At 34.8% G+C, this 24,861-nt stretch carries 22 protein-coding genes and 1 rRNA gene (1 of these 23 only partly in view); 14 read left to right on the top strand and 9 right to left on the bottom strand.

The features are described 5' to 3' along the window. From FG384_RS20020 to dnaA, 8 genes are all read right to left on the bottom strand, one after another. Positions 1-298: ribosomal RNA gene (locus tag FG384_RS20020) — 16S ribosomal RNA — on the bottom strand; its annotated part reaches 168 nt to the left of the window's first position; the annotation flags it as partial. A 260-nt stretch (positions 299-558) separates the two neighbouring features. Beyond that, positions 559-1,665: an HD-GYP domain-containing protein gene (locus FG384_RS08930; RefSeq protein WP_142642255.1), complete on the bottom strand. Its 1,107-nt coding sequence runs from the start codon at positions 1,663-1,665 to the stop codon at positions 559-561. 106 nt (positions 1,666-1,771) lie between these two features. Then, positions 1,772-4,279: a DNA gyrase subunit A gene (gene gyrA, locus FG384_RS08935; protein WP_142642256.1), complete on the bottom strand. Its 2,508-nt coding sequence runs from the start codon at positions 4,277-4,279 to the stop codon at positions 1,772-1,774. Positions 4,280-4,306: 27 nt separating this feature from the next. Beyond that, positions 4,307-6,229, bottom strand: a complete 1,923-nt coding sequence (gene gyrB, locus FG384_RS08940; RefSeq protein WP_205961774.1) for a DNA topoisomerase (ATP-hydrolyzing) subunit B — start codon at positions 6,227-6,229, stop codon at positions 4,307-4,309. 178 nt (positions 6,230-6,407) lie between these two features. Continuing rightward, positions 6,408-7,523: a DNA replication/repair protein RecF gene (gene recF / locus FG384_RS08945; protein ID WP_142642258.1), complete on the bottom strand. Its 1,116-nt coding sequence runs from the start codon at positions 7,521-7,523 to the stop codon at positions 6,408-6,410. Between the two features lies 1 nt (position 7,524). Further along, positions 7,525-7,752, bottom strand: a complete 228-nt coding sequence (gene yaaA, locus FG384_RS08950) for a S4 domain-containing protein YaaA (RefSeq protein WP_142642259.1) — start codon at positions 7,750-7,752, stop codon at positions 7,525-7,527. 121 nt (positions 7,753-7,873) lie between these two features. Continuing rightward, entirely contained in the window at positions 7,874-9,010 is a 1,137-nt protein-coding gene (gene dnaN, locus FG384_RS08955) for a DNA polymerase III subunit beta (RefSeq protein ID WP_142642260.1), read from the bottom strand. A 172-nt stretch (positions 9,011-9,182) separates the two neighbouring features. Beyond that, on the bottom strand, positions 9,183-10,526 hold the full coding sequence (gene dnaA / locus FG384_RS08960) for a chromosomal replication initiator protein DnaA (protein WP_142642261.1): 1,344 nt from the start codon (positions 10,524-10,526) through the stop codon (positions 9,183-9,185). Between the two features lie 489 nt (positions 10,527-11,015). Here dnaA and rpmH point away from each other — a divergent pair, with 489 nt between their 5' ends. From rpmH to FG384_RS09015, 11 genes are all read left to right on the top strand, one after another. After that, positions 11,016-11,150, top strand: a complete 135-nt coding sequence (gene rpmH / locus FG384_RS08965; RefSeq protein WP_142540824.1) for a 50S ribosomal protein L34 — start codon at positions 11,016-11,018, stop codon at positions 11,148-11,150. A gap of 63 nt (positions 11,151-11,213) precedes the next feature. Next, positions 11,214-11,558: a ribonuclease P protein component gene (gene rnpA, locus FG384_RS08970; RefSeq protein WP_142642262.1), complete on the top strand. Its 345-nt coding sequence runs from the start codon at positions 11,214-11,216 to the stop codon at positions 11,556-11,558. A 68-nt stretch (positions 11,559-11,626) separates the two neighbouring features. Beyond that, complete coding sequence (yidC, locus tag FG384_RS08975) at positions 11,627-12,397, top strand: membrane protein insertase YidC (protein WP_142642263.1); 771 nt, start codon at positions 11,627-11,629, stop codon at positions 12,395-12,397. Next, positions 12,394-13,131, top strand: coding sequence for an RNA-binding cell elongation regulator Jag/EloR (gene jag / locus FG384_RS08980; protein ID WP_142642264.1), 738 nt, complete (start codon positions 12,394-12,396; stop codon positions 13,129-13,131). Before yidC ends, jag begins: the two co-directional genes overlap by 4 nt. A gap of 213 nt (positions 13,132-13,344) precedes the next feature. Then, positions 13,345-14,730, top strand: coding sequence for a tRNA uridine-5-carboxymethylaminomethyl(34) synthesis GTPase MnmE (gene mnmE / locus FG384_RS08985; protein ID WP_142642265.1), 1,386 nt, complete (start codon positions 13,345-13,347; stop codon positions 14,728-14,730). Between the two features lie 22 nt (positions 14,731-14,752). Then, complete coding sequence (mnmG, locus tag FG384_RS08990) at positions 14,753-16,642, top strand: tRNA uridine-5-carboxymethylaminomethyl(34) synthesis enzyme MnmG (RefSeq protein ID WP_142642266.1); 1,890 nt, start codon at positions 14,753-14,755, stop codon at positions 16,640-16,642. Between the two features lie 23 nt (positions 16,643-16,665). Next, on the top strand, positions 16,666-17,382 hold the full coding sequence (gene rsmG, locus FG384_RS08995) for a 16S rRNA (guanine(527)-N(7))-methyltransferase RsmG (RefSeq protein ID WP_142642267.1): 717 nt from the start codon (positions 16,666-16,668) through the stop codon (positions 17,380-17,382). A gap of 91 nt (positions 17,383-17,473) precedes the next feature. Then, positions 17,474-18,346, top strand: coding sequence for a nucleoid occlusion protein (noc, locus tag FG384_RS09000; protein WP_142642268.1), 873 nt, complete (start codon positions 17,474-17,476; stop codon positions 18,344-18,346). Between the two features lie 138 nt (positions 18,347-18,484). After that, a complete protein-coding gene (locus tag FG384_RS09005) occupies positions 18,485-19,246 on the top strand; it encodes a ParA family protein (protein ID WP_142642269.1) in 762 nt (253 codons plus the stop codon). Beyond that, positions 19,239-20,078: a ParB/RepB/Spo0J family partition protein gene (locus tag FG384_RS09010; RefSeq protein WP_142642270.1), complete on the top strand. Its 840-nt coding sequence runs from the start codon at positions 19,239-19,241 to the stop codon at positions 20,076-20,078. Before FG384_RS09005 ends, FG384_RS09010 begins: the two co-directional genes overlap by 8 nt. 920 nt (positions 20,079-20,998) lie before the next feature. Further along, on the top strand, positions 20,999-21,706 hold the full coding sequence (locus FG384_RS09015) for a DUF554 domain-containing protein (RefSeq protein WP_142642271.1): 708 nt from the start codon (positions 20,999-21,001) through the stop codon (positions 21,704-21,706). Here the strand turns inward: FG384_RS09015 and yyaC are convergent. After that, a complete protein-coding gene (yyaC, locus tag FG384_RS09020) occupies positions 21,662-22,261 on the bottom strand; it encodes a spore protease YyaC (protein ID WP_142642272.1) in 600 nt (199 codons plus the stop codon). The two genes, FG384_RS09015 and yyaC, sit on opposite strands and share 45 nt — an antisense overlap. A 77-nt stretch (positions 22,262-22,338) precedes the next feature. Here yyaC and FG384_RS09025 point away from each other — a divergent pair, with 77 nt between their 5' ends. From FG384_RS09025 to ychF, 3 genes are all read left to right on the top strand, one after another. Then, on the top strand, positions 22,339-23,157 hold the full coding sequence (locus FG384_RS09025; RefSeq protein ID WP_142642273.1) for a mechanosensitive ion channel family protein: 819 nt from the start codon (positions 22,339-22,341) through the stop codon (positions 23,155-23,157). Between the two features lie 45 nt (positions 23,158-23,202). Next, the gene (locus FG384_RS09030) at positions 23,203-23,403 is read left to right on the top strand and encodes a DUF951 domain-containing protein (protein WP_142642274.1); all 201 of its coding nucleotides are present in this window, start codon (positions 23,203-23,205) and stop codon (positions 23,401-23,403) included. 84 nt (positions 23,404-23,487) lie between these two features. After that, positions 23,488-24,588, top strand: coding sequence for a redox-regulated ATPase YchF (gene ychF, locus FG384_RS09035; RefSeq protein WP_142642275.1), 1,101 nt, complete (start codon positions 23,488-23,490; stop codon positions 24,586-24,588). Positions 24,589-24,861 lie beyond the last annotated feature (273 nt).

Genomic DNA, 24,861 nt, shown 5'->3' on the forward strand with positions numbered 1-24,861 from the left:
CCCAGTGTGGCCGATCACCCTCTCAGGTCGGCTACGCATCGTCGCCTTGGTGAGCCGTTACCTCACCAACTAGCTAATGCGCCGCGGGCCCATCCTGTAGTGACAGCCGAAACCGTCTTTTAACATTTCCACATGTGAGGAAATGGATTATTCGGTATTAGCCCCGGTTTCCCGGAGTTATCCCAATCTACAGGGCAGGTTGCCCACGTGTTACTCACCCGTCCGCCGCTAAATCAGAANGCATGTATTAGGCACGCCGCCAGCGTTCGTCCTGAGCCAGGATCAAACTCTCCATAATAGAGAACTTAAAAAGCTCATTTTGTTTTGCTGGCATCATCATTAAATGATGTCAAAATTGTTTGCTATCGGACTAACCGAAGTTAGTCTATCAAGCTATATGTCTTAACGTTTTGCATGTTCAGTTTTCAATGTTCATGTTGCCGTCTTGTTTTGACGACTTCTCTATATTATCAAGGTTTGGTATACATGTCAACACAATATTATAAAATATATAAAACTCTTTCCTTTTTTGTAGAATAGGAAAGAGTTAGAACTAGATTAAGATAAGACATTTTCTATATATAATGATCGTTTTGCAGCTAAATCAACAATTTGTCCCGTTTCAATTAGTCGGATCATTGGTCGCATAGGTGAGTCTCTATGTAAAAATACTACCTCTCCTACTTCTCCATTTGATAAACGAACACGTGTAGAAATAGGTAAAGCACCTGCTAATGATATCAATGCATTTACAACCTCAATATTATATTTACCAAACTCTTCTTCTCTTATCATTTCTAATACTTTAAAAGAAGAACTTTTTGCACGATATATTCGTTCAGATGTCATTGCATGATATACATCTGCAACTGCAATTATTTGAGAGTATATCGAAATGCTATCCATTTTATCTCCCTTTGGATAGCCACTGCCATCTAATCTTTCATGATGTTGAAAAATAGCAAGCTTCATTTCTGGTTTTAATAATGGACTATCTTTAACCATTTGGAAACTGTGAATTGTGTGTTTCTTAATTTCGGAGAAGTCTGATTCAGTTAAGTATGTCTTCTTTTCTCTAATTTTACTCTCTACTTTTGCCATTCCAACATCGGCCATTAAACCAGCGGTTGCAATTTGAATAATTTGTCCAGTTGGATACCCCATTTTTTTAGCTAGTGCTCCTGATATAATTCCAACAGCTATAGAATGATGGGCACTATATTTTTCTATAGAAGAATAATCGTTCAAATGGAAAATTACTTGTCGTTCAGTTGTTACTCTTTCAACTAAAGGCATAATAATATTTCTTAACTTTGCTACATCTACTTTTGTACCAAGTTCCCATGAGATAAATTCCTTGTGGTAGTTGTTAACTGCCTCATTATATTGCTTTTCAAAATTGCCATTATTTAGTGGTAAAACTTCTTCAATTCTTTTGTCCATTTTTTCATCGTTTAATTTATTTAATTCTTCCTCGGTTCTATTAAATACATTATCCAATGCAATGGGAACCTTATTTATATTAAATGCACGTAATACTTGAATATGGTCTCTTGTAACTTTTGTATCTTTTCGAATGATAGGAGTTTTTGTATTTACTAAAATATCTTCTGCAATAACACTTCCTAACCTTAATTCTTCCAAATTTTCTAAAGTATGATCCATTGAATTCCCTCCTTTTTCTTATAATTTTCCTTAATTATACTAAATATTCTTTATTTATGTATATGTAAAAACACTCTTAAACAAATTTGTTTAAGAGTGTTTTAATTTACTCACTTACTTCTTCAGTTGATGATGAATTGGTTTCTTCAGAAGTAACTTCTGGGTTTATTTCATCTTCTTCGTCTTCTTCTTTTTCTACTTTTGCAACTGTTGCGATCAACTCGTCTTCAGACAATCTCATTAAACGAACACCTTGTGTACTTCTACCAGTTACAGATATATCTTTTACATCCATTCGGATGAGCATACCATTTATCGTTATTAACATTAAATCTTCTGATCCGTCTACTGCTTTTACTGCTGATAAAGGACCATTTTTATCAGTGATTTGACAAGTTTTTACACCCATTCCACCACGACTTTGTAAACGGTACTCAGTTTCAGGAGTACGTTTTCCATATCCGTTTTCCGTAACTACTAAGATTTCCTGATCAGGTTCGATAATTTCCATACCTACAACATAATCATCATCTTTTAGTCGAATGCCTCTTACTCCACTAGCAGTTCTTCCCATTGAACGAATATCTGTTTCTTCGAATCGTAATAATTTACCTTGACGAGTACCAATAATGATTTGCTTGCTTCCGTCTGTTAAACGTACAGCAATCAGCTCATCCTCCTCGCGTAAGGAAATGGCGATCAGACCATTTGCTCGGATATGGGCAAAACCAGATACAGGAGAACGTTTAGTTACACCTTGTTTGGTAGTGAAGATGAAATAATTATCTTCTTCAAACGATGCCATTGGGATCATTGCTGTAACTTGCTCATCTTTTTCAATACCGAGCAAATTGATAAGCGGTAATCCTTTTGCTGTACGTCCATACTCAGGAACTTCAAATCCTCTAGCACGATAAACTTTCCCTTTATTTGTAAAGAATAAAATCGTATCGTGTGTCGATGTATACAATAGATGCTCTACAAAATCATCATCATTTGTACCCATTCCTTGAACACCGCGACCTCCACGTTTTTGACTCTTATACGTATTGGCAGGTAATCGTTTGATATATCCTTTATTTGTTAGTGTTAGCACAGAATTTTCTATTGGGATTAAGTCTTCATCCTCTAAAACTTCTGCTCCTCCAGCAACAATTTCTGTTCTACGTTTATCTGCAAAGCGATCTTTAATTTCAGTGATCTCTTCTCTAATAATTTCAAGTACGCGATATTCATTCGCTAAAATGAATTTTAGATCTTCGATTAATTTAATTAATGCATTATACTCATCTTCAATTTTATCTCGTTCTAATCCAGTTAAACGTTGCAAACGCATATCTAAGATTGCTTGCGCCTGACGATCGGACAAATTGAATTTTTCCATTAAGCCGTGTTTTGCTTCTTCTCCAGTTTGGGAAGCTCTAATTAACGCAATGATTTCATCAATATGGTCTAAAGCAATTCGTAATCCCTCTAAAATATGAGCTCTATCTTCTGCCTTATTTAATTCATATTGAGTACGGCGGCGAATAACTACTTTTTGATGTTCTAAGTAATGATAAATCATTTCTTTTATGTTCAACACTTTTGGTTGGTTGTCTACAAGTGCGAGCATATTAACACCAAAACTTGATTGCAAAGCGGTTTGTTTATATAAATTATTTAATAGAACATGTGAATTTGCATCTTTTCGCACTTCGATGACAATTCTCATCCCATTACGGTCAGATTCATCAGCTAAATGCGTAATACCGTCAATTTTTTTATCACGAACTAATTCTGCAATTTTTTCTATTAAACGAGCTTTGTTTACTTGGTAAGGTAACTCCGTAACGATAATTACTTCTTTGCCACTAGGTTTTTGCTCAATTTCGACTTTAGCACGAATTAATACAGATCCTCTTCCTGTCTCATATGCACGACGAATACCACTTCGACCTAAAATAATCCCTCCAGTAGGGAAATCTGGACCTGGAATAATTCCCATCAGTTCGTCTATTGTAATTGCGGGATTTTCGGATAATGCTAACACTCCATCGATAACTTCACCTAAATTGTGTGAAGGAATATTCGTAGCCATCCCTACCGCAATTCCAGAAGCACCATTTACTAGTAAGTTCGGATATCGACTTGGTAAAACAACAGGTTCTTTTTCTTGTCCATCATAGTTATCTTTATAATCAATTGTATTCTTGTTAATATCGCGCAATAACTCCAAAGCAATTTTAGACATGCGCGATTCCGTATAACGCATCGCTGCTGCTCCGTCACCATCAACCGATCCAAAGTTACCATGTCCATCTACTAACATATAACGATAGCTAAAATTTTGCGCCATACGTACCATTGCTTCATAAATAGAAGAGTCACCATGTGGATGGTATTTCCCCATTACATCTCCCACTATACGAGCAGATTTTTTATGAGGTTTATCCGGAGTATTTCCCAATTCTTGCATTCCGTATAAAATACGTCTATGTACAGGTTTTAGCCCGTCACGAACGTCTGGTAATGCGCGGGATACAATTACACTCATCGCATAGTCAAGAAACGATGTTTTCATTTCTTGACTAATATTGATCCCCTTGACACCTTTATTCGGTTGTTCTGACATCCTAAAGACCTCCAGTCACACACATTCTTATATATCTAAATTTTTCACGTATACAGCATTTTCTTCGATAAATAGACGTCGTGGTTCTACCTCTTCACCCATAAGTTGTTCAAAGACAGAATCGGCTTCCATCGCATTATCTAAATTCACTTGGAGTAATGTACGCACTTCTGGATCCATTGTTGTTTCCCATAGCTGATCTGCATCCATTTCTCCTAGTCCTTTATATCGTTGAATATTTGGTTTTGAAGTTTTCGGCAAACGGTCTAAAATCTCTTTTAGTTGTTCATCATTATAGCAATATTCAATATGCTTTCCTTGTTTCACTTGATATAAAGGTGGTTGAGCTGCATACACATACCCAGCTTCGATTAACGGTCTCATAAAACGGAAGAAAAAAGTGAGCAATAAAGTTCGAATATGTGCACCATCGACATCTGCATCAGTCATAATAATAATTTTATGGTAACGAGCTTTTTCTAAAGTAAACTCTTCTCCAATTCCAGTACCAAGTGCTGTAATCATTGCACGAATTTCAGCATTTCCTAAAATTCTATCTAAACGAGCTTTTTCTACGTTCAAGATTTTCCCACGTAACGGTAGGATTGCTTGGAAATGACGATCTCTACCTGATTTTGCTGATCCTCCAGCAGAATCACCTTCTACGATATATAGTTCACTTTCTGCAGGAACTCGAGAAGAACAATCTGCAAGTTTCCCTGGAAGACTAGAAACTTCTAATGCTGATTTTCTACGTGTAAACTCACGTGCCTTTTTCGCAGCAACGCGCGCTCTAGCTGCCATCAAACCCTTTTCAATAACTTTTCGAGCAACCTGTGGGTTTTCTAACAAGAATCGATCGAAGCCCTCTGAAAACAAACTATTTGTAATCGTACTAACTTCAGAGTTCCCAAGTTTCGTCTTAGTCTGTCCTTCAAATTGAGGGTCTGGATGCTTAACTGAAACAATGGCTGTCAAGCCTTCTCGCACATCATCTCCAGTTAAATTGGTATCTGCCTCTTTTAACAAACCATTTTTTCTAGCATAGTCATTAATTACACGAGTTAGAGCAGTTTTGAACCCCGATTCATGTGTCCCGCCTTCGTACGTATTAATATTATTTGCAAATGATAATATATTAGATGAATATCCCGAGTTATATTGCATTGCAATTTCTACGGAAATTCCATCCTTCTCTCCTTCTACGAAAATTGCTTCTTCCGTAATCGGTTCTTTGGATTTATTTAAATCTTCAACGTATGATTTAATTCCGCCTTCATAATAATATTTAACGGATTTCTCTTGACCTTCTCGTTCGTCCGCAATAGTAATAGATAAGCCACGATTTAAATAAGCTAATTCACGGACACGATGTGCCAAAACTTCATACTCATAAATAGTTGTTTCAGTAAAAATCTCTGCATCTGCTTTAAATCTTGTCGTTGTTCCATTTTCTTCTGAATCGCCAATAATCTCTAAAGGAGATATAACATCTCCTCTTTCAAATTTAATGCTATGAATTTTTCCATCACGTTTGACATATACTTCTGTAAACTCAGAAAGTGCATTTACAACAGAAGCACCAACACCATGAAGACCACCTGAAACTTTATAGCCGCCACCGCCGAACTTACCTCCAGCGTGAAGAACGGTCATAATGACTTCAACAGCAGGTTTCCCCATCTTTTCTTGCGTACTTACAGGGATACCACGTCCGTTATCTTCAACGCGGATCCAATTGTCTTTTTCTATCGTTACAATAATATGATCACAATACCCAGCAAGTGCTTCATCGATACTGTTATCTACAATTTCCCATACAAGATGGTGAAGTCCTTTTGAACTGGTAGTACCGATATACATTCCTGGACGTTTTCTAACTGCTTCTAGACCTTCTAGTACTTGTATCTGATCCGCATCATAAGATGTTTCTAGTTCTTTTTCTTCCATTGCCAACTTGCTCACCCACTCTTTCATCACTTCAATAATGGTGAATCTAACTATTCTTAAATTACTAAAATTTTTTAAACTGAAATATTTTGAATGACAGCCTTATAAACAATGACTTGAATTTATAATATTTTATCTATTTTGTAAGGATAAAGAAAAACGTTAAAATGTAATAATTTTATCTAACTACAACTGCTCCTTGTTCCACATGAAACATTTGAGCACGTTGGATTGTTTCATGTGCTAGACCATCTACGCTTGTCGTTGTGACAAACGTTTGGACATCCCCTTGTATAGTGTTTAACAAATGTGACTGTCTATAATCATCCAGTTCAGACAAAACATCATCTAGCAATAAAACAGGAGCTTCTCCTACCTCCTGTTTTATAAGTTCAATCTCTGCCAACTTTAAAGACAAGGCAGTTGTTCGCTGTTGCCCTTGTGACCCATATGTTTGTACATCATAGTCATTTACAAAAAATTGAAGATCATCTCGATGAGGACCTGTTAAAGTTACCCCACGATCAAGCTCTCGTTTAAGATTTTCAAATAGCTTTTTTTCAAGATGGTCTTTCATTTCTATCTCTGACCAATTTGCTTTAATACCTGATGCTGAATTATACGAAACGGTCAATTTTTCTAATCCTCTAGATATACCAAAATGAATTGGTTCTGCCCATTTTTGTAATAAATCCATAAATTGAAACCTTTTTTGAATAACTTTTACTGCCGAATCTATATATTGTTCTGTATAAACATCAAACATGACATCATTTAATAATGATTTCCCTTGATGCTGTTTTAAAATATGATTTCGTTGTTTTAATACCTTTTGGAAATGAAGTAAATCATGTAAATACACAGGGGAAATTTGACCGATCTCCATATCAAGAAATCTTCTTCTAACTTGTGGGCTTCCTTTTACTAAATATAAATCCTCTGGAGCAAACATTACGACGTTCAGCTGTCCTATATAATTACTCAGTTTAGTTTGCTCTAAATGGTTTACTTTTGCTTTTTTACCTTTTTTAGACAATGTCAACTCTAAAGGTATGTGTCCGTATTTTTTTTGGATACCACCTTTTATTTTACCATAGTCTGCTTCCCAACGTATTAATTCTTTATCATTTGCAGTCCTATGTGACTTTGCCATCGATAATACATAGAGTGACTCCATTAAGTTCGTTTTCCCTTGTGCATTTTCTCCAATAAGGACATTAATTTTAGAGGAAAAATCCAATTGAATTGAATCATAATTACGGTAATCTTTTAATTCTAATCTTTCGATATACATATCAATCCCCGTTCTCTGGTCCAACCATTTGAAATCTTCCTACTCCAGGTATATTCACAATGTCTTTATTTCGAAGTTTTCGACCTCTTCGTTGATCTACTTCACCATTTACATAAACGATATGTTCGCTTAAGAACCATTTGGCCATCCCACCCGAATCTATTGCATCTGTCATTTTCAATAATTGACCAAGTGTGATAAATTCTGAGTCAAATCGAATCTCTTCCAAAAGTATTTCAACCTCTTCTCATTTTCATTATCCCTTCATTTTACTCTAAATAGCCGAATAAGTAAAAAAGATAGTCACAACAGTGACTATCTATCTTTATAAATTAATTATTACGTTAAAATTAATACGTTCTTACAGGTAAAATCAGTTGCAAAATAGAGTCATCATGAACGGACTTCAATACAAATGGTCTCATCGCACCTGTAAATAATATTTTCACATCTTGTCCATCAATTGCTTTAAGAGCATCCATCATATATTTTGCACTGAACGAAATTTTTAATTCTTCTCCTTCGATAGACCCCGCTTGAATTTGTTCTTCTACATTTCCTATTTCAGGTGAATTAGAAGATACTTCTACAAAACCTTGTCCCATTGTGGAAAAACGAACAACATTATTTCTTTCTTCTCTTGCAAGTAAAGAAGCACGATCAATTGCTTGTAGTAAGGATTTTCCATTTACTAATATAGTTGTTTTATATTCGTTTGGAATTAATCGAGATGTATCTGGGTAATTTCCTTCAAGTAATCTTGAATAAAATAATACATCTCCTGTTTTAAATAAAATTTGCTGTTGTGTCATTACAATTGCAACTTCAGAAGACGTTTCTTCTAAAATTTTATTTAATTCATTTAGGCTTTTACCTGGAATAACAACACTATATTCTTCTTCTGGTAAGTCTTTAATTGCAGTTTTTCTTTTTGCTAATCGATGACTATCTGTTGCTACACAGTGTAATTCGCCATCTTTCACTTGCCAGTTTACACCTGTGAGTACTGGGCGACTTTCAGAAGTAGATACTGCAAATACAGTTTCTTTAATAATCGATTTTAATAAGTCTGAAGGCATGAAAAATTGACGGTCTTCTTCAATTTGTGGAAGTAATGGATATTCAGATGCATCTAATCCAATTAAACTAAATTCAGATTTACCAGAGCGAATATGTGTTTGAAATTGATTTGTTACTTCGATTTCTACATCATTTGTAGGTAATTTACGTACAATTTCGTTAAATACTCTAGCTTGTAAAACAATTGAACCAGTTTCAGTAATTTGAATTATTTGTTCTCCATCTTTTTCAATCGGAATAAACGTTTGAATAGTGATATCAGAATCACTTCCTGTAATATAAAGTCCTTTCTTTGTAACTTCTAATTTGAGACCAGTTAATATTGGAATAGTTGTTTTCGAACTAACTGCTTTCATTACATCATTTAATCCTTCCAACAAACTATCTCTCATTACTTCGAATTTCATTTTTATACCTCACTTATATAATTATTATTTATTTAAAAGATTAATAGTTATAGTAATAGGGCCTGTGGATTTGTTGATAAGTCTATTTTTTCTTACTCACGACAAACTATCCACATGTGTACAAGTTGTGGTTAAAGAGGATGGAAAGTCATCAACTTATCCACAATCTAATTTATCTCCCTAAAATAGATTTTATTTGTTTTACATCATCTTGTAGGCCACCATCATCTTTTAACATTTTTGAAATTTTTTCATGTGCATGGATTACGGTTGTATGATCACGTCCTCCAAATTCTTCTCCTATTTTAGGCAAAGAAAAATCCGTTAACTCGCGAGACAGATACATTGCTACTTGGCGAGGAAACGCAATTGATTTTGTACGTTTTTTGGCAGTGAAATCTTCTAATTTTATATGAAAATGTTCTCCAACTACCTTTTGAATATCGAGTATTGTAATTATTCTTGGCCTAGCATTTGGCATAATATCTTTTAGTGCTTCAGCTGCTAGATCGGAATTTATATCTTTATTTATGAGGGATGAATACGCAACTACTCGTATTAATGCTCCTTCTAATTCTCGAATATTGGAATCGATTTGATTTGCAATATAAGCCATTACTTCATCAGAAATATCTAGTCCATCTGCTCTAGCTTTTTTGCGTAAAATAGCAATTCTCGTTTCTAAATCTGGCGGAGCAATATCTGTTATTAATCCCCATTCAAAACGTGAGCGTAATCGATCTTCTAGTGTTGGAATCTCTTTTGGAGGTCGGTCACTTGAAATGACAATTTGCTTCGATTCTTCATGTAATGCATTAAAAGTATGAAAAAATTCTTCTTGGGTTGATTCTTTTCCGGCAAGGAACTGAATATCATCTATTAATAACACATCTATATTTCGGTATTTATTGCGAAACTCAATTGTTTTGTTATCTCGAATAGAGTTTATGAATTCATTCGTGAATTTTTCAGAAGATAAATAAACCACTTTTGCATTTGGATTGTGTTCTTGGACATAATGACCAATCGCATGCATTAAGTGGGTTTTACCTAATCCTACTCCTCCATAGATAAATAGAGGATTATATGCTTTTGCAGGTGCCTCTGCTACCGCTAAAGATGCAGCGTGAGCAAAGCGGTTTCCAGATCCTATTACAAATGTATCGAAAGTATATTTGGAATTTAACATTCCAGGTGAAAAATCAGGTTGATCATCTTGATTTGCAGGGATTTTCGGTTTTGGTATTTCAAAATCATCAAAATCTTGATTCTTCGGTACAACAAAAGAAATAAGTAGTTCATTGCCTGTTAACTCAGTTAATATACCAGCAATTAGATGAACGTAGTGATTTTCAAGCCAATCCCTAGCAAAGGAATTAGGGGCAGCGATCGTTACTGTTTCTCCTTTATATGAAAGTAGTTTTGTTGACTTTAACCAAGTTTCAAAACTAGGTTTAGATGTCTTTTTTTCTACTTCAGAGAGAACCTTAGCCCATAGTTCTTCTAAATGTTCCAATAATCTAATCTCCTTCTCATTAGGATAATAAATATGTATAAATAAATAAGATATACACAAATCCACCAGCTGTGGATAAACATTATAAACGTATGGTAAAAAACTTGTCCACATATTATCAACAATTGTGGATAATGTTTTTCAGTGAAATTTTGCTAGAAAAGTAAAACACAAATATCGTATCAAAAAAACAAAGAGATTACAAGCTATTTCGGACTTATCCACAAAAGAAAAAATATTAACAATACAAGTTGTCCACAAGCTATTGGTATGTTCAAAACATGTTTATAAGCTATGTGGATAATTTTTTTGCGTTTATTTTTTATTCACAGCACTTTAAGGGGATGTTATTCGAGTTGTGGATAACATGTTCTTTTTATTTTGGGGAGGTAAAATAATAACAATTGACAAAAGCTATACATTTTATATATAATATCGGAGACTGTCTAAAGAAGATTTATAGATGATCACTCAGGAGGTGTCACATAGATGAAACGTACATTCCAACCAAATAGCCGTAAACGTAGCAAAAACCACGGATTCCGTGCACGTATGAGTACTAAAAACGGTCGCCGCGTACTTGCAGCCCGTCGTGCAAAAGGAAGAAAAGTATTATCAGCATAAGTCCACTGACCATTTCAGTGGTCTTTTTTTCTTTTATAACGATTAGTTGAAGCAGGTGAATCGATGAACAAGAGTCAACGAGTAAAAAAGAATGAGGAATTTCAGGCAATTTTTAAAAACGGAAAATCATTTGCTAATAGGCAATTTGTTGTTTATTGCCTGGAAAATGAACAAGCGTATTTTCGTGTTGGTTTATCTGTAAGTAAAAAAGTAGGTAATGCAGTCGTTCGAAATCGTATAAAAAGATATATAAGACAAACCTTCTTAGAATTGACAGATCAAATATATCCGAATATGGACTATATTATTATCGCCAGAAATCCGGCGGCCAAATTAGATTTTCATGAAACAAAGAAAAGTCTTGAACATGTGATGAAAATAGCAAAAGCAATGAAAAAGAAAAGCTAGTTAAGACTTTCTGATAAATGGTAATATAGAATGAATATATATTTTTGTATTAAATAGGGGGAAGAAGGTTGAAAAAAAGATTATCATTAGTGTTTTTACTAATAGTAGCAACTGGATTACTTGCCGGTTGTTCGGAATTTGACCAACCAATTTATGCAGATTCAGAAGGTTTTTGGAATCAGTATATTGTTTGGCCTTTAGTTTCTGCGATTACATTTTTTAAAGATTTACTAGGCACGTATGGTTTAGGTATCATCACGGTAACTATTATTATACGTTTAGTAATTCTACCTTTAATGATCAAACAAACAAAAAGCTCCAAAAATATGCAGGAAGTTCAACCAGAATTAAAGAAGTTAAAAGAGAAGTACAGTTCTAAAGATGCTGTAACACAACAAAAGTATCAACAAGAAATGATGGCTCTTTTTAAAGAAAGAGGAATCAATCCAGCTGCTGGATGTTTACCAGTTTTCATTCAAATGCCAATTCTTATCGGTTTCTACCATGCAATTAGTCGGATGAATAACACACCAGAAATTAATTTAGGTAGTTTTTTAGGCTTTGCATTAGCAGATCCAAGTATTATCCTTGCAATTCTTGCAGGAGTGATGCAATTCATCGTTCTGCGCACAGGTCCTGCAATGGATAATCCTCAAATGAAAATAATGATGTATATTATGCCGTTTATGATTATGGGGTTTGGTATTGTATTACCCGCAGCATTAACGCTATATTGGGTTGTCGGAAATATAATCTCTATTATTCAAAATTTATTCATTTATAAACCTTGGAACAAACCAAAGGCTGAATCAGTCAAATCGGGAGGGGCAAAAAAATGAATCAGATTACGCAAACTGCACCTACAAAAGAAGAAGCTATAACTGTTGCATTAGAAAAACTTGGGGTAACAAAACAAGAAGTAACAATTACAGTGTTAAATGAAGGTAAAAAGGGTTTTCTAGGATTTGGAGTTAAGCCTGCAGTTGTACAAGTAACTGTTCTTAAAAATGAAGAAAAAATAGTAGAAGAAGTTCCACAACAAGTAGAAGAAGTAATAAAAGAAGAAAAAAATATATCCACTACCACTTTTGGTGAGGTGGAACATATAGAAGGCACAAACGATCAAGCAATTGAAGAAACAATTCAATACGTAATGGAAATTGCTAAAGAAATGAATATCGATGATTTAACAGTTGATCAAAAAAGAGAAGGGAAATTTGTACACCTTCACTTAAATAGTAAAAAAGCTGCTCTATTAATCGGAAAAAGAGGACAAACACTAAATGCTCTTGAAAGTTTATCTCAGTTAGTTGCCAATAAGTTTTCCAATTCATTCATCATTATTAAATTGGACGTTGGAAACTACCGTGAGCGTAGACAAGAATCGTTAGAACAATTAGCAGAACGAATGGCAGATAAAGCAGTAAGAACTGGGAATAAAGTAGAATTTGAGCCAATGTCCTCTTTTGAAAGAAAAATTATTCATAATGCATTATCCGTTCGAGTGGATATTGAAACTTACTCGGTCGGAACAGACCCAAATCGATATTTAGTTATCGAACCAATAAAATAATAAAGAACGGATTTTAGCTGACAATAGGCTGAAATCCGTTTTTCTTACTTTTTTAGTAAATTATTTGCTTAATGGTAACTATTTGTTCACATAAAGTAAAGTAACTATGCTTCTGATTTTAAAGAATTTATGTTATTGTTATATGTTAGATAGTCATGTTCGTTTTTACTTATTCACATGTGGATAAGTAAAAATTTTAGGAGGTGGACACTTGTGGAATTCGATACAATAGCAGCTATCTCTACTCCACTTGGAGAAGGGGCTATTGCAATAGTAAGACTAAGCGGAACTAATGCAATATCCATAGCAAATAAAGTTTTCCGTTCACCAAACGGAAAAGATTTATTTACCCAAGCATCCCATACGATTCACTACGGTCATTTAGTAGATCCTAAGAAGGATGAAGTAGTAGAAGAAGTAATGTTATCGCTGATGAAGGGTCCAAAAACTTTTACAAGAGAAGATGTTGTAGAGATTAACTGTCACGGAGGACTTGTAACGGTTAATCGCGTTTTACAACTTATTTTAATAAATGGTGCACGTTTGGCAGAACCTGGAGAGTTTACGAAACGGGCATTTTTAAATGGAAGAATCGATCTATCACAGGCTGAAGCTGTCATGGATTTAATAAGAGCAAAAACAGATAAGGCGATGAATGTAGCATTAGGTCAAATGGACGGGCGATTATCTAGACTTATTAAATCATTGAGGCAAGCATTACTAGAGACATTGGCACAAGTAGAAGTGAATATTGATTATCCAGAATATGATGATGTAGAAGAGATGACTCTTCCATTAATGATTGAAAAATCAACATGGGTTCGAGATGAAATAGATAAGCTATTACTAACTTCATCACAAGGAAAAATACTTAGAGAAGGACTTTCAACTGCGATAATTGGAAGACCAAATGTAGGGAAGTCATCTCTTTTAAATAGTTTGATTCAAGAAAATAAAGCAATTGTTACGGATATAGCAGGAACAACGAGAGACATTATAGAAGAGTATGTAAATGTACGTGGAGTTCCATTAAAATTAGTAGATACTGCCGGAATTCGTGAAACAGAAGATATAGTGGAACGAATTGGGGTAGAAAAGTCAAGACAAGTACTAAATGAAGCAGATCTAATTTTATTAGTTTTAAATAATGCCGAGCAACTTACAGAAGAAGATAGAAGGCTGTTTAAAACAATTGAAGATATGGATAGCATCATTATTATTAATAAAACAGACTTACCAACCGAAATTGACGTCGACGAAGTGAAACAATTAGCAGGAAATAAGCGAGTTGTTACAACTTCTTTACTAAAAGAAGAAGGAGTCGATGAACTAGAAGAAGCAATTGCTTCTTTATTCTTCGAGGGTACAATTGAAGCATCGGATTTAACATATGTGTCAAATGCACGACATATCTCATTATTGCATTTATCGAAATCAACCATTACGGATGCAATTGAAGCAGCACAAAGTGATGTGCCAGTTGATATGATTCAAATAGATGTGACAAGAACTTGGGAAATATTAGGTGAAATTATAGGAGATACAGTAGAAGAAAGCCTAATAGATCAGTTGTTTGCACAATTTTGTTTAGGAAAATAAATTATGAAAGGAAGAAACGAACATGCCAAACTTTGAAGCAGGCAAGTTCGATGTGATTGTTGTTGGAGCAGGACATGCAGGTGTGGAAGCAGCACTAGCAGCTGCTAAAATGGGTGCAAAAACGCTTGTTTTAACAATAAATCTTGATATGATTGCATTTATGCCATGTAATCCATCCATCGGAGGGCCGGCGAAAGGAATTGTTGTGCGTGAAATTGACGCATTAGGCGGGGCCATGGGGAAAGTAATAGATAAAACACATATTCAAATGAGAATGTTGAACACAGGGAAAGGACCTGCTGTTCGAGCACTACGAGCACAAGCGGATAAAGTGTTATATCAAAATGAAATGAAACGACTTCTTGAAGAACAAGAGAACTTAACAATTCATCAAGCAGTAGTCGAAGAACTATTAGTAGAAGATGAAAAAGTTATTGGATTAGTAACACAAGTTGGGGCTATTTACCGCGCGGAAACAGTTATTATTACGACAGGTACATTTTTACGTGGTGAAATAATAATTGGAGACTTGAAATATTCAAGTGGGCCAAACAACCAGCAGCCATCTATTAAATTGGCGGATAGCATTCGAGAATTAGGTTTTGAATTAGTCCGTTTTAAAACAGGTACGCCACCGCGAGTAAATAGTAAAACAGTAGATTATAGTAAAACAGAAATTCAACCAGGAGATGATGTTCCAAGAGCATTCAGTTATGAAACAACTGAATTTATCATGGATCAATTGCCTTGTTGGTTAACATATACAAGTGAAACGACTCATCAGATAATTAATGAAAATTTACATTTATCTCCTATGTATTCTGGTATGATTAAAGGTACTGGACCTAGATATTGTCCTTCCATTGAAGATAAAGTAGTTCGATTTAATGATAAGCCAAGACACCAAATTTTCTTAGAACCAGAAGGAAGAAATACACGCGAAGTATATGTCCAAGGATTATCTACAAGTCTTCCGGAGCATGTACAACGTCGTTTGATTGCTTCTGTTCCAGGACTTGAGAATGCAGAAATGATGCGTGCAGGTTATGCAATTGAGTATGATGCAATTGTCCCAACTCAACTATGGCCTACTTTAGAGACAAAGAAGATTAAAAATCTTTATACTGCTGGTCAGATCAATGGTACTTCTGGTTATGAAGAAGCAGCAGGTCAAGGATTAATGGCCGGAATTAATGCAGCACTTCGTGTTTTGAAAAAAGACGAAATAGTATTGAGTAGATCAGACGCGTATATCGGTGTATTAATAGATGACTTAGTTACAAAAGGAACAAATGAACCTTATCGTCTATTAACATCACGCGCGGAATACCGATTATTACTACGTCACGATAATGCTGATTTACGACTTCTTGAAATAGGTTTCCAAATTGGTCTTGTACCACAAGAACGTTATGAAAAGTTTTTAGGTAAAAAACAACGAATTGAAGATGAATTAAGTCGTTTACGTAACTTAATGATTAAACCAAATGAAACAACTCAAGCACTAATTCGTAGTGTAGAAGGAAGCGAATTAAAAGATGGTATTCGTGCAGCAGATTTACTAAAACGTACAGAAATGAACTACGATTTAGTTGGTCAATTAGTACCTTCTGAAATTGAGTTAACTTTAGAAGAGAAAGAACAAGTAGAAATTCAAGTGAAATATGAAGGGTATATTGAAAAATCTCTTCAGCAAGTAGAAAAACTTAAAAAAATGGAAGACAAAAAAATACCTGACCAAATTGATTATAATGCAATTTCAGGAATAGCAACGGAAGCTAAACAAAAATTAAAACAAGTACGCCCATTGTCTATTGCACAGGCATCTAGAATTTCAGGAGTAAATCCAGCGGATATTTCAATTCTACTTATTTATATTGAACAAGGAAAAATTGCAAAAATAACTGGATAGTCTAAATTGATAAGGAGAGCTACATGAACGAGGAACAATTTATTCAATCCCTGCATGAAAAAGGAATTGAACTAACTTCGAAACAAGTACAGCAATTCAGAAAGTATTTTGAACTACTTGTTGAATGGAACGAAAAAATGAATTTAACGGCAATTACTGATAAACCATCTGTTTATTTAAAGCATTTTTTTGATTCTATAAGTGCATCTTTTTACGAAAATTTTGATGGCTCTTTCTCTGTTTGCGATGTTGGGGCAGGGGCTGGTTTTCCAAGTATTCCTTTAAAAATTTGTTTCCCTAATTTGAAGGTCACTATAGTTGACTCATTGAATAAAAGAATTCAATTTTTAACTCATTTAAGTAAGGAATTACAATTATCGGACGTAAATTTTGTACATGCACGAGCAGAAGAGTTCGGACAAAATGTTGAATATAGAGAAAAATATGATATTGTTACAGCAAGGGCTGTTGCAAGACTTTCTGTTCTGGCAGAACTATGTGTACCGCTTGTTAAAGTAGGTGGTAAATTCATAGCTATGAAAGCATCGAGTGCGTCAGATGAATTAAAAGATGCCAAAAAAGCAATTGAGGTTTTAGGATCTGAAAAAAGTGCTGAGTATTCCTTTCTTTTACCGATGGAAGATAGTGAAAGAACGTTATATGTCTTTTCTAAAACAAAGAGCACACCGAAAAGATACCCTCGAAAACCAGGTATTCCAAACAAAACACCTATTACTTAATGAGGAACGTTCCACGTGAAACATTTATAGTATTGTAATTTTTATCGTGAATATTTAGTGTACAGAGTTTCTAAAAGGTGGTGCTTGTTAGATGAAAAGTCCTTTTTCACGTTTTTTTGGAGGTTCCGAAAAGCAAGGACAGGATGAAATTGTGGCGACTACACAAAATCATTTAGAAGAAGTAGTGAATGTGGCAATTGAAAAAATAGTGCCGAATAGATATCAGCCTAGAACAGTTTTTGATGATGATAAAATTGAAGAATTGGCTAGAACTATTCATACTCATGGTGTCATTCAACCTATCGTAATCCGTAAAATGGATGATGAAAAATATGAAATTATTGCTGGTGAACGTCGATTTAGAGCAATGACAAAACTACAATGGGCAGAAGTACCAGCAATCATTCGTAATCTAAGCGACAAAGAAACTGCTTCTATTGCTTTAATTGAAAACTTACAAAGAGAAGAGTTAACTGCAATAGAAGAGGCAGTCGCTTACCAAAAATTATTGAAGCTTCACGAATTAACACAAGAAGCATTAGCTCAACGTCTTGGAAAAGGACAATCTACTGTTGCAAATAAACTAAGATTATTAAAGTTACCAGAAGAGGTTCAAGAATCTATACTGAAAAAAGAGCTTTCTGAAAGACACGCTCGAGCTTTAATGTCTATAAAAGAAAAAGAAATTCAAATTCAATTAATGAATTTGGCAATAGAACAACATTGGAACGTAAAACAGCTAGAAGAGAAAGTAGAGGAACTCCAAAATCCTCCTAGTAAGGAAGAAAAAAAATCTCCAAAATCAAAAAGAAAAGCAGTAAGTAAAGATGTTCGAATTGCATTAAATACAATCAAACATTCTTTATCGATGGTAACTAAAAGTGGAATAAACATAAAAACAGAAGAAGAAGATACAGAAGAATTTTATCAAATCACAGTAAGAATACCTAAAAAGAAATCATAACATATATATATTTTATTGAAACTCTCACAAATAACTGTGAGAGTTTTTTTATTGTAACAAGAATAACATCCAAAATTCTTTGAAAGTTTGATAGAATGAAATATAGTAAGTATAAATGACGTGGAAGTAGGTGCAAGAGTGGGAAGAATTATTGCAATAGCGAATCAAAAAGGTGGGGTAGGGAAGACAACTACATCGGTGAACTTAAGTGCCTGCCTTGCATATTTAGGAAAGAAAGTATTACTTGTAGATATTGATCCACAAGGAAATGCTTCGAGTGGTGTAGGAGTTAATAAAGGTGATGTCACTCATTGTATATACGATGTCTTAATAGATGATGTAAATGTGTTAGAAACAATTCTAGAGACAAAAGTGGAAAACTTACATATAGTTCCTGCAACAATCTCATTAGCAGGTGCAGAGTTAGAACTAGTTTCTACTATTTCAAGAGAAGTAAGACTCAAAAAAGCGCTTCAAGAAGTGAAAGATAAGTACGATTACATCATTATAGATTGTCCACCATCATTGGGATTGTTGACGATTAACTCTTTAACGGCATCCGATGCGATTATAATTCCTGTACAATGTGAATTCTATGCATTAGAAGGTTTAAGTCAGTTATTAAGTACAATTAGACTTGTACAGAAGCATTTAAATAAGAGTTTGGAGATAGATGGAGTCTTGCTTACTATGTTTGATGCTCGTACAAATTTGGGAATTCAAGTAATTGAAGAAGTGAAAAAATATTTCCAAGAAAAAGTATATAAAACTATTATTCCTAGAAATGTTCGTCTAAGTGAAGCACCTAGCCACGGTGAACCAATTATTATTTATGATCCAAAGTCAAGAGGAGCAGAAGTATACTTAGATTTAGCAAAGGAAGTGATTCGCAATGGCTAAAGGATTAGGTAAAGGAATTAACGCATTATTTCCAGGGGAAGATCTAAATGAAACTGAGAAAGTTGAGCAGATAGCTCTTGAAAAAATTAAACCAAACCCTTTCCAACCAAGAAAAATATTCGATGAAGAGGCTATGAAGGATCTTTCTGAATCCATAAAAGAACATGGAGTTCTACAGCCAATTATACTTCGAAAAAAAGGTTCTAAATATGAAATAGTAGTAGGAGAAAGAAGATTTAGAGCATCTGAATTAGCTGGTTTAGATGAAATCCCTGCTGTTATAAGAGAATTAAATGATCAACAAATGATGGAAATTGCTATTTTAGAAAATCTTCAAAGAGAAGATTTGACTCCTATCGAGGAAGCAGAAGCCTATCAAAATTTAATGGAAAACTTAAGTTTAACACAAGAACAACTTGCATTTCGATTAGGAAAAAGCCGTCCGCACATTGCAAACCATATAAGATTACTAACACTTCCAGAGGAAGTTAGAAATTCAATTTCTAGTGGTGAGTTAACTATGGGACATGGTAAGGCATTATTAGGATTAAAAAAGAAAAAGAATATACCTCTTATAATGGTAAAAACAATTAAAGAAAAACTAAATGTTCGTCAATTAGAAGCATTAGTACAGCGTTTAAATGATAATGTTCCACGTGAAACAACTAAAACAGAGAAAAAAGATATATTTACAGTAGAAAAAGAATCTGAATTAAGAGAATTATTTGGTACGGGTGTTTCTATTACTAAAAATAAAAATAAAGGGAAAATAGAAATAGAATTTTATTCAGATGACGATTTAGAAAGAATATTACAACTATTAGAAAATTAAAAGTGACCTATTTCTAGTTGTACCTAGAAATAGGTTATCTTTTTAAAGAATATGAAAGTATATAAGTTTATAGAATGGATTCAGTTCCAAGCGGACGCTTTCCGCGGGCGTTGCCACAGCCTCCTCGCTTCGAGGCCACTGAAAAAGTGTTATTCTAATAAATTTTCTATCAAATAGGCGTTAAGAGAATTTATCGCTTTGGCATTTGCTTTCCGCGGGCGAGCGACGAGCCTCCTCCTTCGCTCTGCTTCGTGCGGGGTCTCGTCTGTCTCGCTTTCCCGCAGGAGTCTCATGTGTCGCGCTAAATTCTCTTAAATAATCCAGCAAAAGATCATACAAAAATACTAATTCGATTTTTTCAGTGGCCTGCTCGCACAGCTGGCGGGTCTTCGACTAACGCTTATCCCGCAGGAGTCGCCGCTTTTCTCTACATCCTTGTTGTATAGAAAAATGTATTCATGCTCTTTCTAATCTAGTATTTTTACGGAGTACTTACTTCTATATTCTAATAAATTTTTATCAAATAGTCCTAAGAGAATTTATCGCTTTGGCATTCGCTTTCCGCGGGCGAGCGACGAGCCTCCTCCTTCGCTCTGCTTCGTGCGGGGTCTCGTCTGTCTCGCTTTCCCGCAGGAGTCTCATGCGTCGCGCTAAATTCTCTAAAATAAATACAGCAAATAGTTCCTACAAAAATACTAATTCGAGTTTTTCAGTACCCTCGAGGTACGAACGAGGAGGCTTGGCGATTAGTCAGCGGAAAGCGAGTTCATGCTTCGGAAAACAACAGTGAAGAACAAAATGCATTTAAAGGGCGCTTTTCTAAAAAGTTAGTATAAAATTTTCGTTTTAGAAATGATTTGCTTTACGTTTAAGAATATCAATTGCTCTTCTATTTCTAAATAAGGGAATGAGGAATAGGGATGGTTTTACTAGGTACAATTGTTAATGCGATACTAATTATTGTTGGCTCGATTATCGGTAGATTTCTAAAAGATATTCCTGAAAATATGAAGCAGACAGTTATGAATGCAATAGGTATTGCAATTGCCGTCTTAGGTATACAAATGGGATTTAAAAGTAATAACTTTGTAATAGTCATCATTTGTATAGTGTTAGGAGGAGTTCTAGGTGAATGGATTGACCTAGACAAATGGTTAAATAGACTAGGTAATTATGTAGAGAAAAAATTCGGTTCTAAAGCAGCACAAGGCGGCAGTATCGCGCAAGGATTTGTTACAGGTACATTAATATTCGTAATCGGTGCAATGGGAGTATTAGGTGCGTTAAATAGCGGTCTACAAAATGATCATGAATTATTAATTAGTAAAGGAATAATAGATGGATTTACTTCCATCATCCTTGCAGCAACATTAGGTATTGGAGTTCTATTATCAGCGATACCTGTAGCAATCTATCAAGGTGCTATCGCATTATTTGCTACTCAAATTACAAAAATAATTCCAGAAGCTGCTCTTGATTTATTTCTTCAAGAGATGACAGCCACTGGAGGAATTATGATCATAGCGATAGGGTTAAATCTACTTGGTTTAACAAAAATAAGAGTGGCAAATCTTCTCCCAAGCTTAGTTATAGTTGCGATTGCTGTTACTTTTATTTATAATTTTTAAATTATATCTATGCCATGCTAGAAGAAGTGCACGAGAAATAACTTTGCCCATTTCGTACGTAATGTTTAGTCGGGTGCTTTGTAGAACATTATATTCCATAAAGCCACCTATATTTACGATTGCTTTTATTGAAATTTCACCAATCGGTGGTAATTCTTTTTTTACTGCTTTTCCTGGGTAAAGAGGACCAGGATGAACAATAATTTGACCAATATTACCTGCATTTCCTAAGCACGCATCAATAGCAATGATATAAGGTTTTGTAGGAGAGTTAATTAATTCATTTGTAATATCTTCTATATTTAGAGCATGTAACGGATTATCAAGTGTTCCGACAATTTGAAAAGGAAAAGAAGAGAGCTGTGTTAAAAATGAGCCAGTCATTGGACCAAGCGCATCACCAGTAGATCGATCAGTTCCGATACAGCAAAATACTAAATTCGGATGATCGAAAGGGATTTGTTCTAAGAAATAGTTACTTAATCGCCACACAACACCTGTTTCTTTGTAATAAATAGTAGATGAATTTTTAACCGTTGCAGCTTGAGAATTCATATATAGACTCGCTTTCTTTTTAATACAGTATATGTAATTAACAAACTATTTATTCAGTGAGGTGGCAAACAAGCTTTATGGACGCAACATTACAGAAGGTAAAAGAGTATTTATTTAAACAAGAGACTTGGGAGCAATTCGGTTTAATATTTTTAAAAGTAATAGTAATCTTATTATTAACTGCAATTGCAGTGAGAGTCGGTAAACATATTATCCAAAAAATATTTTTGGTCAGACAAAAAAGTCCTTTAGCATATTCAGAACGTAGACAGACCACGTTAATGAAGCTACTTCAAAATATTTTATCCTATGTTGTTTATTTCTCTGCCATTATCGCTATATTAAGCACTTTTGATATAAAAGTGACTGGGCTACTGGCAGGAGCAGGAATCCTCGGGCTTGCAGTTGGTTTTGGTGCACAAAGCTTAGTGAAGGATGTCATTACAGGGTTTTTCATTGTATTTGAAGATCAATTTGCAGTAGGTGATCAAGTACAGATAGGCACAGCTAATGGAATCGTACAAGAGATAGGATTACGTACAACAAAAGTGAAAAGTTACACAGGGGAACTTCATATTATTCCGAATGGAAGTATTTTAGTCGTTATAAATTACTCCATTTATAACTCATTAGCATTAATAGATATAAGTGTTGCATCTGAAACAGATATTCCAACATTAGAAGAAAATATACAAGAATTTCTCAAAGAATTACCGATTAAATATGAAGAACTTGTTAAACCACCAAGTTTTTTAGGAGTACAAAGCTTTGATGCAACTCAAATAGTCGTACGCATAACTGCTGAAACTATTCCAACGAAACAAATGGGAGTTGCCAGAAAAGTACGTAGAGATTTAAAGGAATTCCTAGAACAAAAAGGTATTAAAATTTCATAACCGCAAATGGTTTATTTCAAAGTAAAATATAAGTAGGTGAATGAAATGGAAAAGAAACAATTTCAGTTAAATGATATTGTAGAAATGAAGAAGCAGCATCCTTGTGGGACCAATGCTTGGAAAATAATACGAATGGGAGCGGATATTCGTATAAAATGTGAAGGGTGCCAGCACAGTGTGCTTATCCCTCGAAAAGAATTTGAAAAAAAGATGAAGAAACGTTTAGTACAGGCAGATACAGAGTAAGGATAGACTTTTATCTTTGAAATCAATATAATTAACAGGTTATATAAAATCGAATTGTTTAAAAATAGAAGGGTTGTGAAATATATGGCATTAACAGCAGGAATCGTAGGGTTACCAAATGTAGGGAAATCCACATTGTTTAATGCAATTACAAAAGCTGGAGCACTTGCGGCTAATTATCCGTTTGCAACAATAGATCCGAATGTAGGAATTGTTGAAGTTCCAGATTCACGCTTAGATAAATTAACAGAACTTGTTGTTCCAAAGAAAACCGTTCCAACAGCATTTGAATTTACTGATATTGCAGGAATTGTGGAAGGTGCTAGTAAAGGAGAAGGACTTGGAAATAAGTTCTTAGCTCATATTCGTGAAGTAGACGCTATTTGTCAAGTAGTACGATGCTTTCATGATGAGAACATCACGCACGTTTCTGGAAAAGTAGACCCAGTTGCAGATATCGAAGTGATTAATTTAGAATTGATTTTAGCAGATTTAGAAAGCGTAGATAAGCGTCTAGCTCGCGTTTCCAAAATGGCGAAACAAAAAGACAAAGATGCAATGGTAGAAGAACCTATACTAGCTCGCTTAAAAGAAGCTTTTGAAGCAGGAAAGTCAGGTAGATCTGTTGAATTTACAGAAGAAGAGCTTCGAGTAGTAAAAGGACTTCATTTATTAACAGTGAAACCTATGTTATACGTTGCGAATGTATCAGAAGATGATATTATGGCATCTGAAGAAAATGAATATGTACAAAAAGTACGTGCATTTGCAGATGCAGAAGGTGCACAAGTAATAGTTGTATGTGCGAAAATTGAAGAAGAAATGGCCGCACTAGAAGATGATGAAAAGTTAATGTTCTTAGAAGAGTTAGGAATTGAAGAGTCAGGATTAGACCAGTTAATTAAAGCATCATACTCTTTACTTGGGCTAGCTACATACTTTACTGCAGGTGTACAAGAAGTAAGAGCATGGACGTTCCGAAAAGGAATGAAGGCTCCACAATGCGCGGGTGTTATTCACTCTGATTTTGAAAAAGGATTTATCCGAGCTGAAACAGTAGCTTACGATGATTTGGTTGCTACTGGTTCTATGACAGCGGCAAAAGAAGCAGGTAAAGTTCGATTAGAAGGAAAAGAATATATTGTACAAGACGGGGACGTTATGTTATTCCGTTTTAACGTTTAATAAAAATTTAGGATTAGCGATTTTTCGCTAATCCTTTTTTAAAAGAAAAGTTTTGCTTTCCGAAGCTTACCGCTCGCTTTCCATCGCGAAGAATTTAGCCTCCTCGTCGCAGGCTGAGGGCACTGAAAAAGTGTCATTCATATAAATTATCTATCAAATAGTCCTAAGAGAATTTAGCGCTTTGGCATTCGCTTTCCGCGGGCGAGCGACGAGCCTCCTCCTACGCTTCGCTTCGTGTGGGGTCTCGTCTGTCTCGCTTTCCCGCAGGAGTCT

Source organism: Psychrobacillus vulpis, assembly GCF_006861825.1.
In the GTDB taxonomy this organism is placed as follows: Bacteria; Bacillota; Bacilli; order Bacillales_A; family Planococcaceae; genus Psychrobacillus; species Psychrobacillus vulpis.

Bases quoted from the DNA above. Each gene is read 5' to 3' on its own strand.
- FG384_RS08930 (WP_142642255.1), bottom strand. From the start codon at position 1,665: ATGGATCATACTTTAGAAAATTTGGAAGAATTAAGGTTAGGAAGTGTT.
- gyrA (WP_142642256.1), bottom strand. From the start codon at position 4,279: ATGTCAGAACAACCGAATAAAGGTGTCAAGGGGATCAATATTAGTCAA.
- gyrB (WP_205961774.1), bottom strand. From the start codon at position 6,229: ATGGAAGAAAAAGAACTAGAAACATCTTATGATGCGGATCAGATACAA.
- recF (WP_142642258.1), bottom strand. From the start codon at position 7,523: ATGTATATCGAAAGATTAGAATTAAAAGATTACCGTAATTATGATTCA.
- dnaN (WP_142642260.1), bottom strand. From the start codon at position 9,010: ATGAAATTCGAAGTAATGAGAGATAGTTTGTTGGAAGGATTAAATGAT.
- rpmH (WP_142540824.1), top strand. From the start codon at position 11,016: ATGAAACGTACATTCCAACCAAATAGCCGTAAACGTAGCAAAAACCAC.
- rnpA (WP_142642262.1), top strand. From the start codon at position 11,214: ATGAACAAGAGTCAACGAGTAAAAAAGAATGAGGAATTTCAGGCAATT.
- jag (WP_142642264.1), top strand. From the start codon at position 12,394: ATGAATCAGATTACGCAAACTGCACCTACAAAAGAAGAAGCTATAACT.
- mnmG (WP_142642266.1), top strand. From the start codon at position 14,753: ATGCCAAACTTTGAAGCAGGCAAGTTCGATGTGATTGTTGTTGGAGCA.
- rsmG (WP_142642267.1), top strand. From the start codon at position 16,666: ATGAACGAGGAACAATTTATTCAATCCCTGCATGAAAAAGGAATTGAA.
- noc (WP_142642268.1), top strand. From the start codon at position 17,474: ATGAAAAGTCCTTTTTCACGTTTTTTTGGAGGTTCCGAAAAGCAAGGA.
- FG384_RS09010 (WP_142642270.1), top strand. From the start codon at position 19,239: ATGGCTAAAGGATTAGGTAAAGGAATTAACGCATTATTTCCAGGGGAA.
- FG384_RS09015 (WP_142642271.1), top strand. From the start codon at position 20,999: ATGGTTTTACTAGGTACAATTGTTAATGCGATACTAATTATTGTTGGC.
- yyaC (WP_142642272.1), bottom strand. From the start codon at position 22,261: ATGAATTCTCAAGCTGCAACGGTTAAAAATTCATCTACTATTTATTAC.
- FG384_RS09025 (WP_142642273.1), top strand. From the start codon at position 22,339: ATGGACGCAACATTACAGAAGGTAAAAGAGTATTTATTTAAACAAGAG.
- FG384_RS09030 (WP_142642274.1), top strand. From the start codon at position 23,203: ATGGAAAAGAAACAATTTCAGTTAAATGATATTGTAGAAATGAAGAAG.
- ychF (WP_142642275.1), top strand. From the start codon at position 23,488: ATGGCATTAACAGCAGGAATCGTAGGGTTACCAAATGTAGGGAAATCC.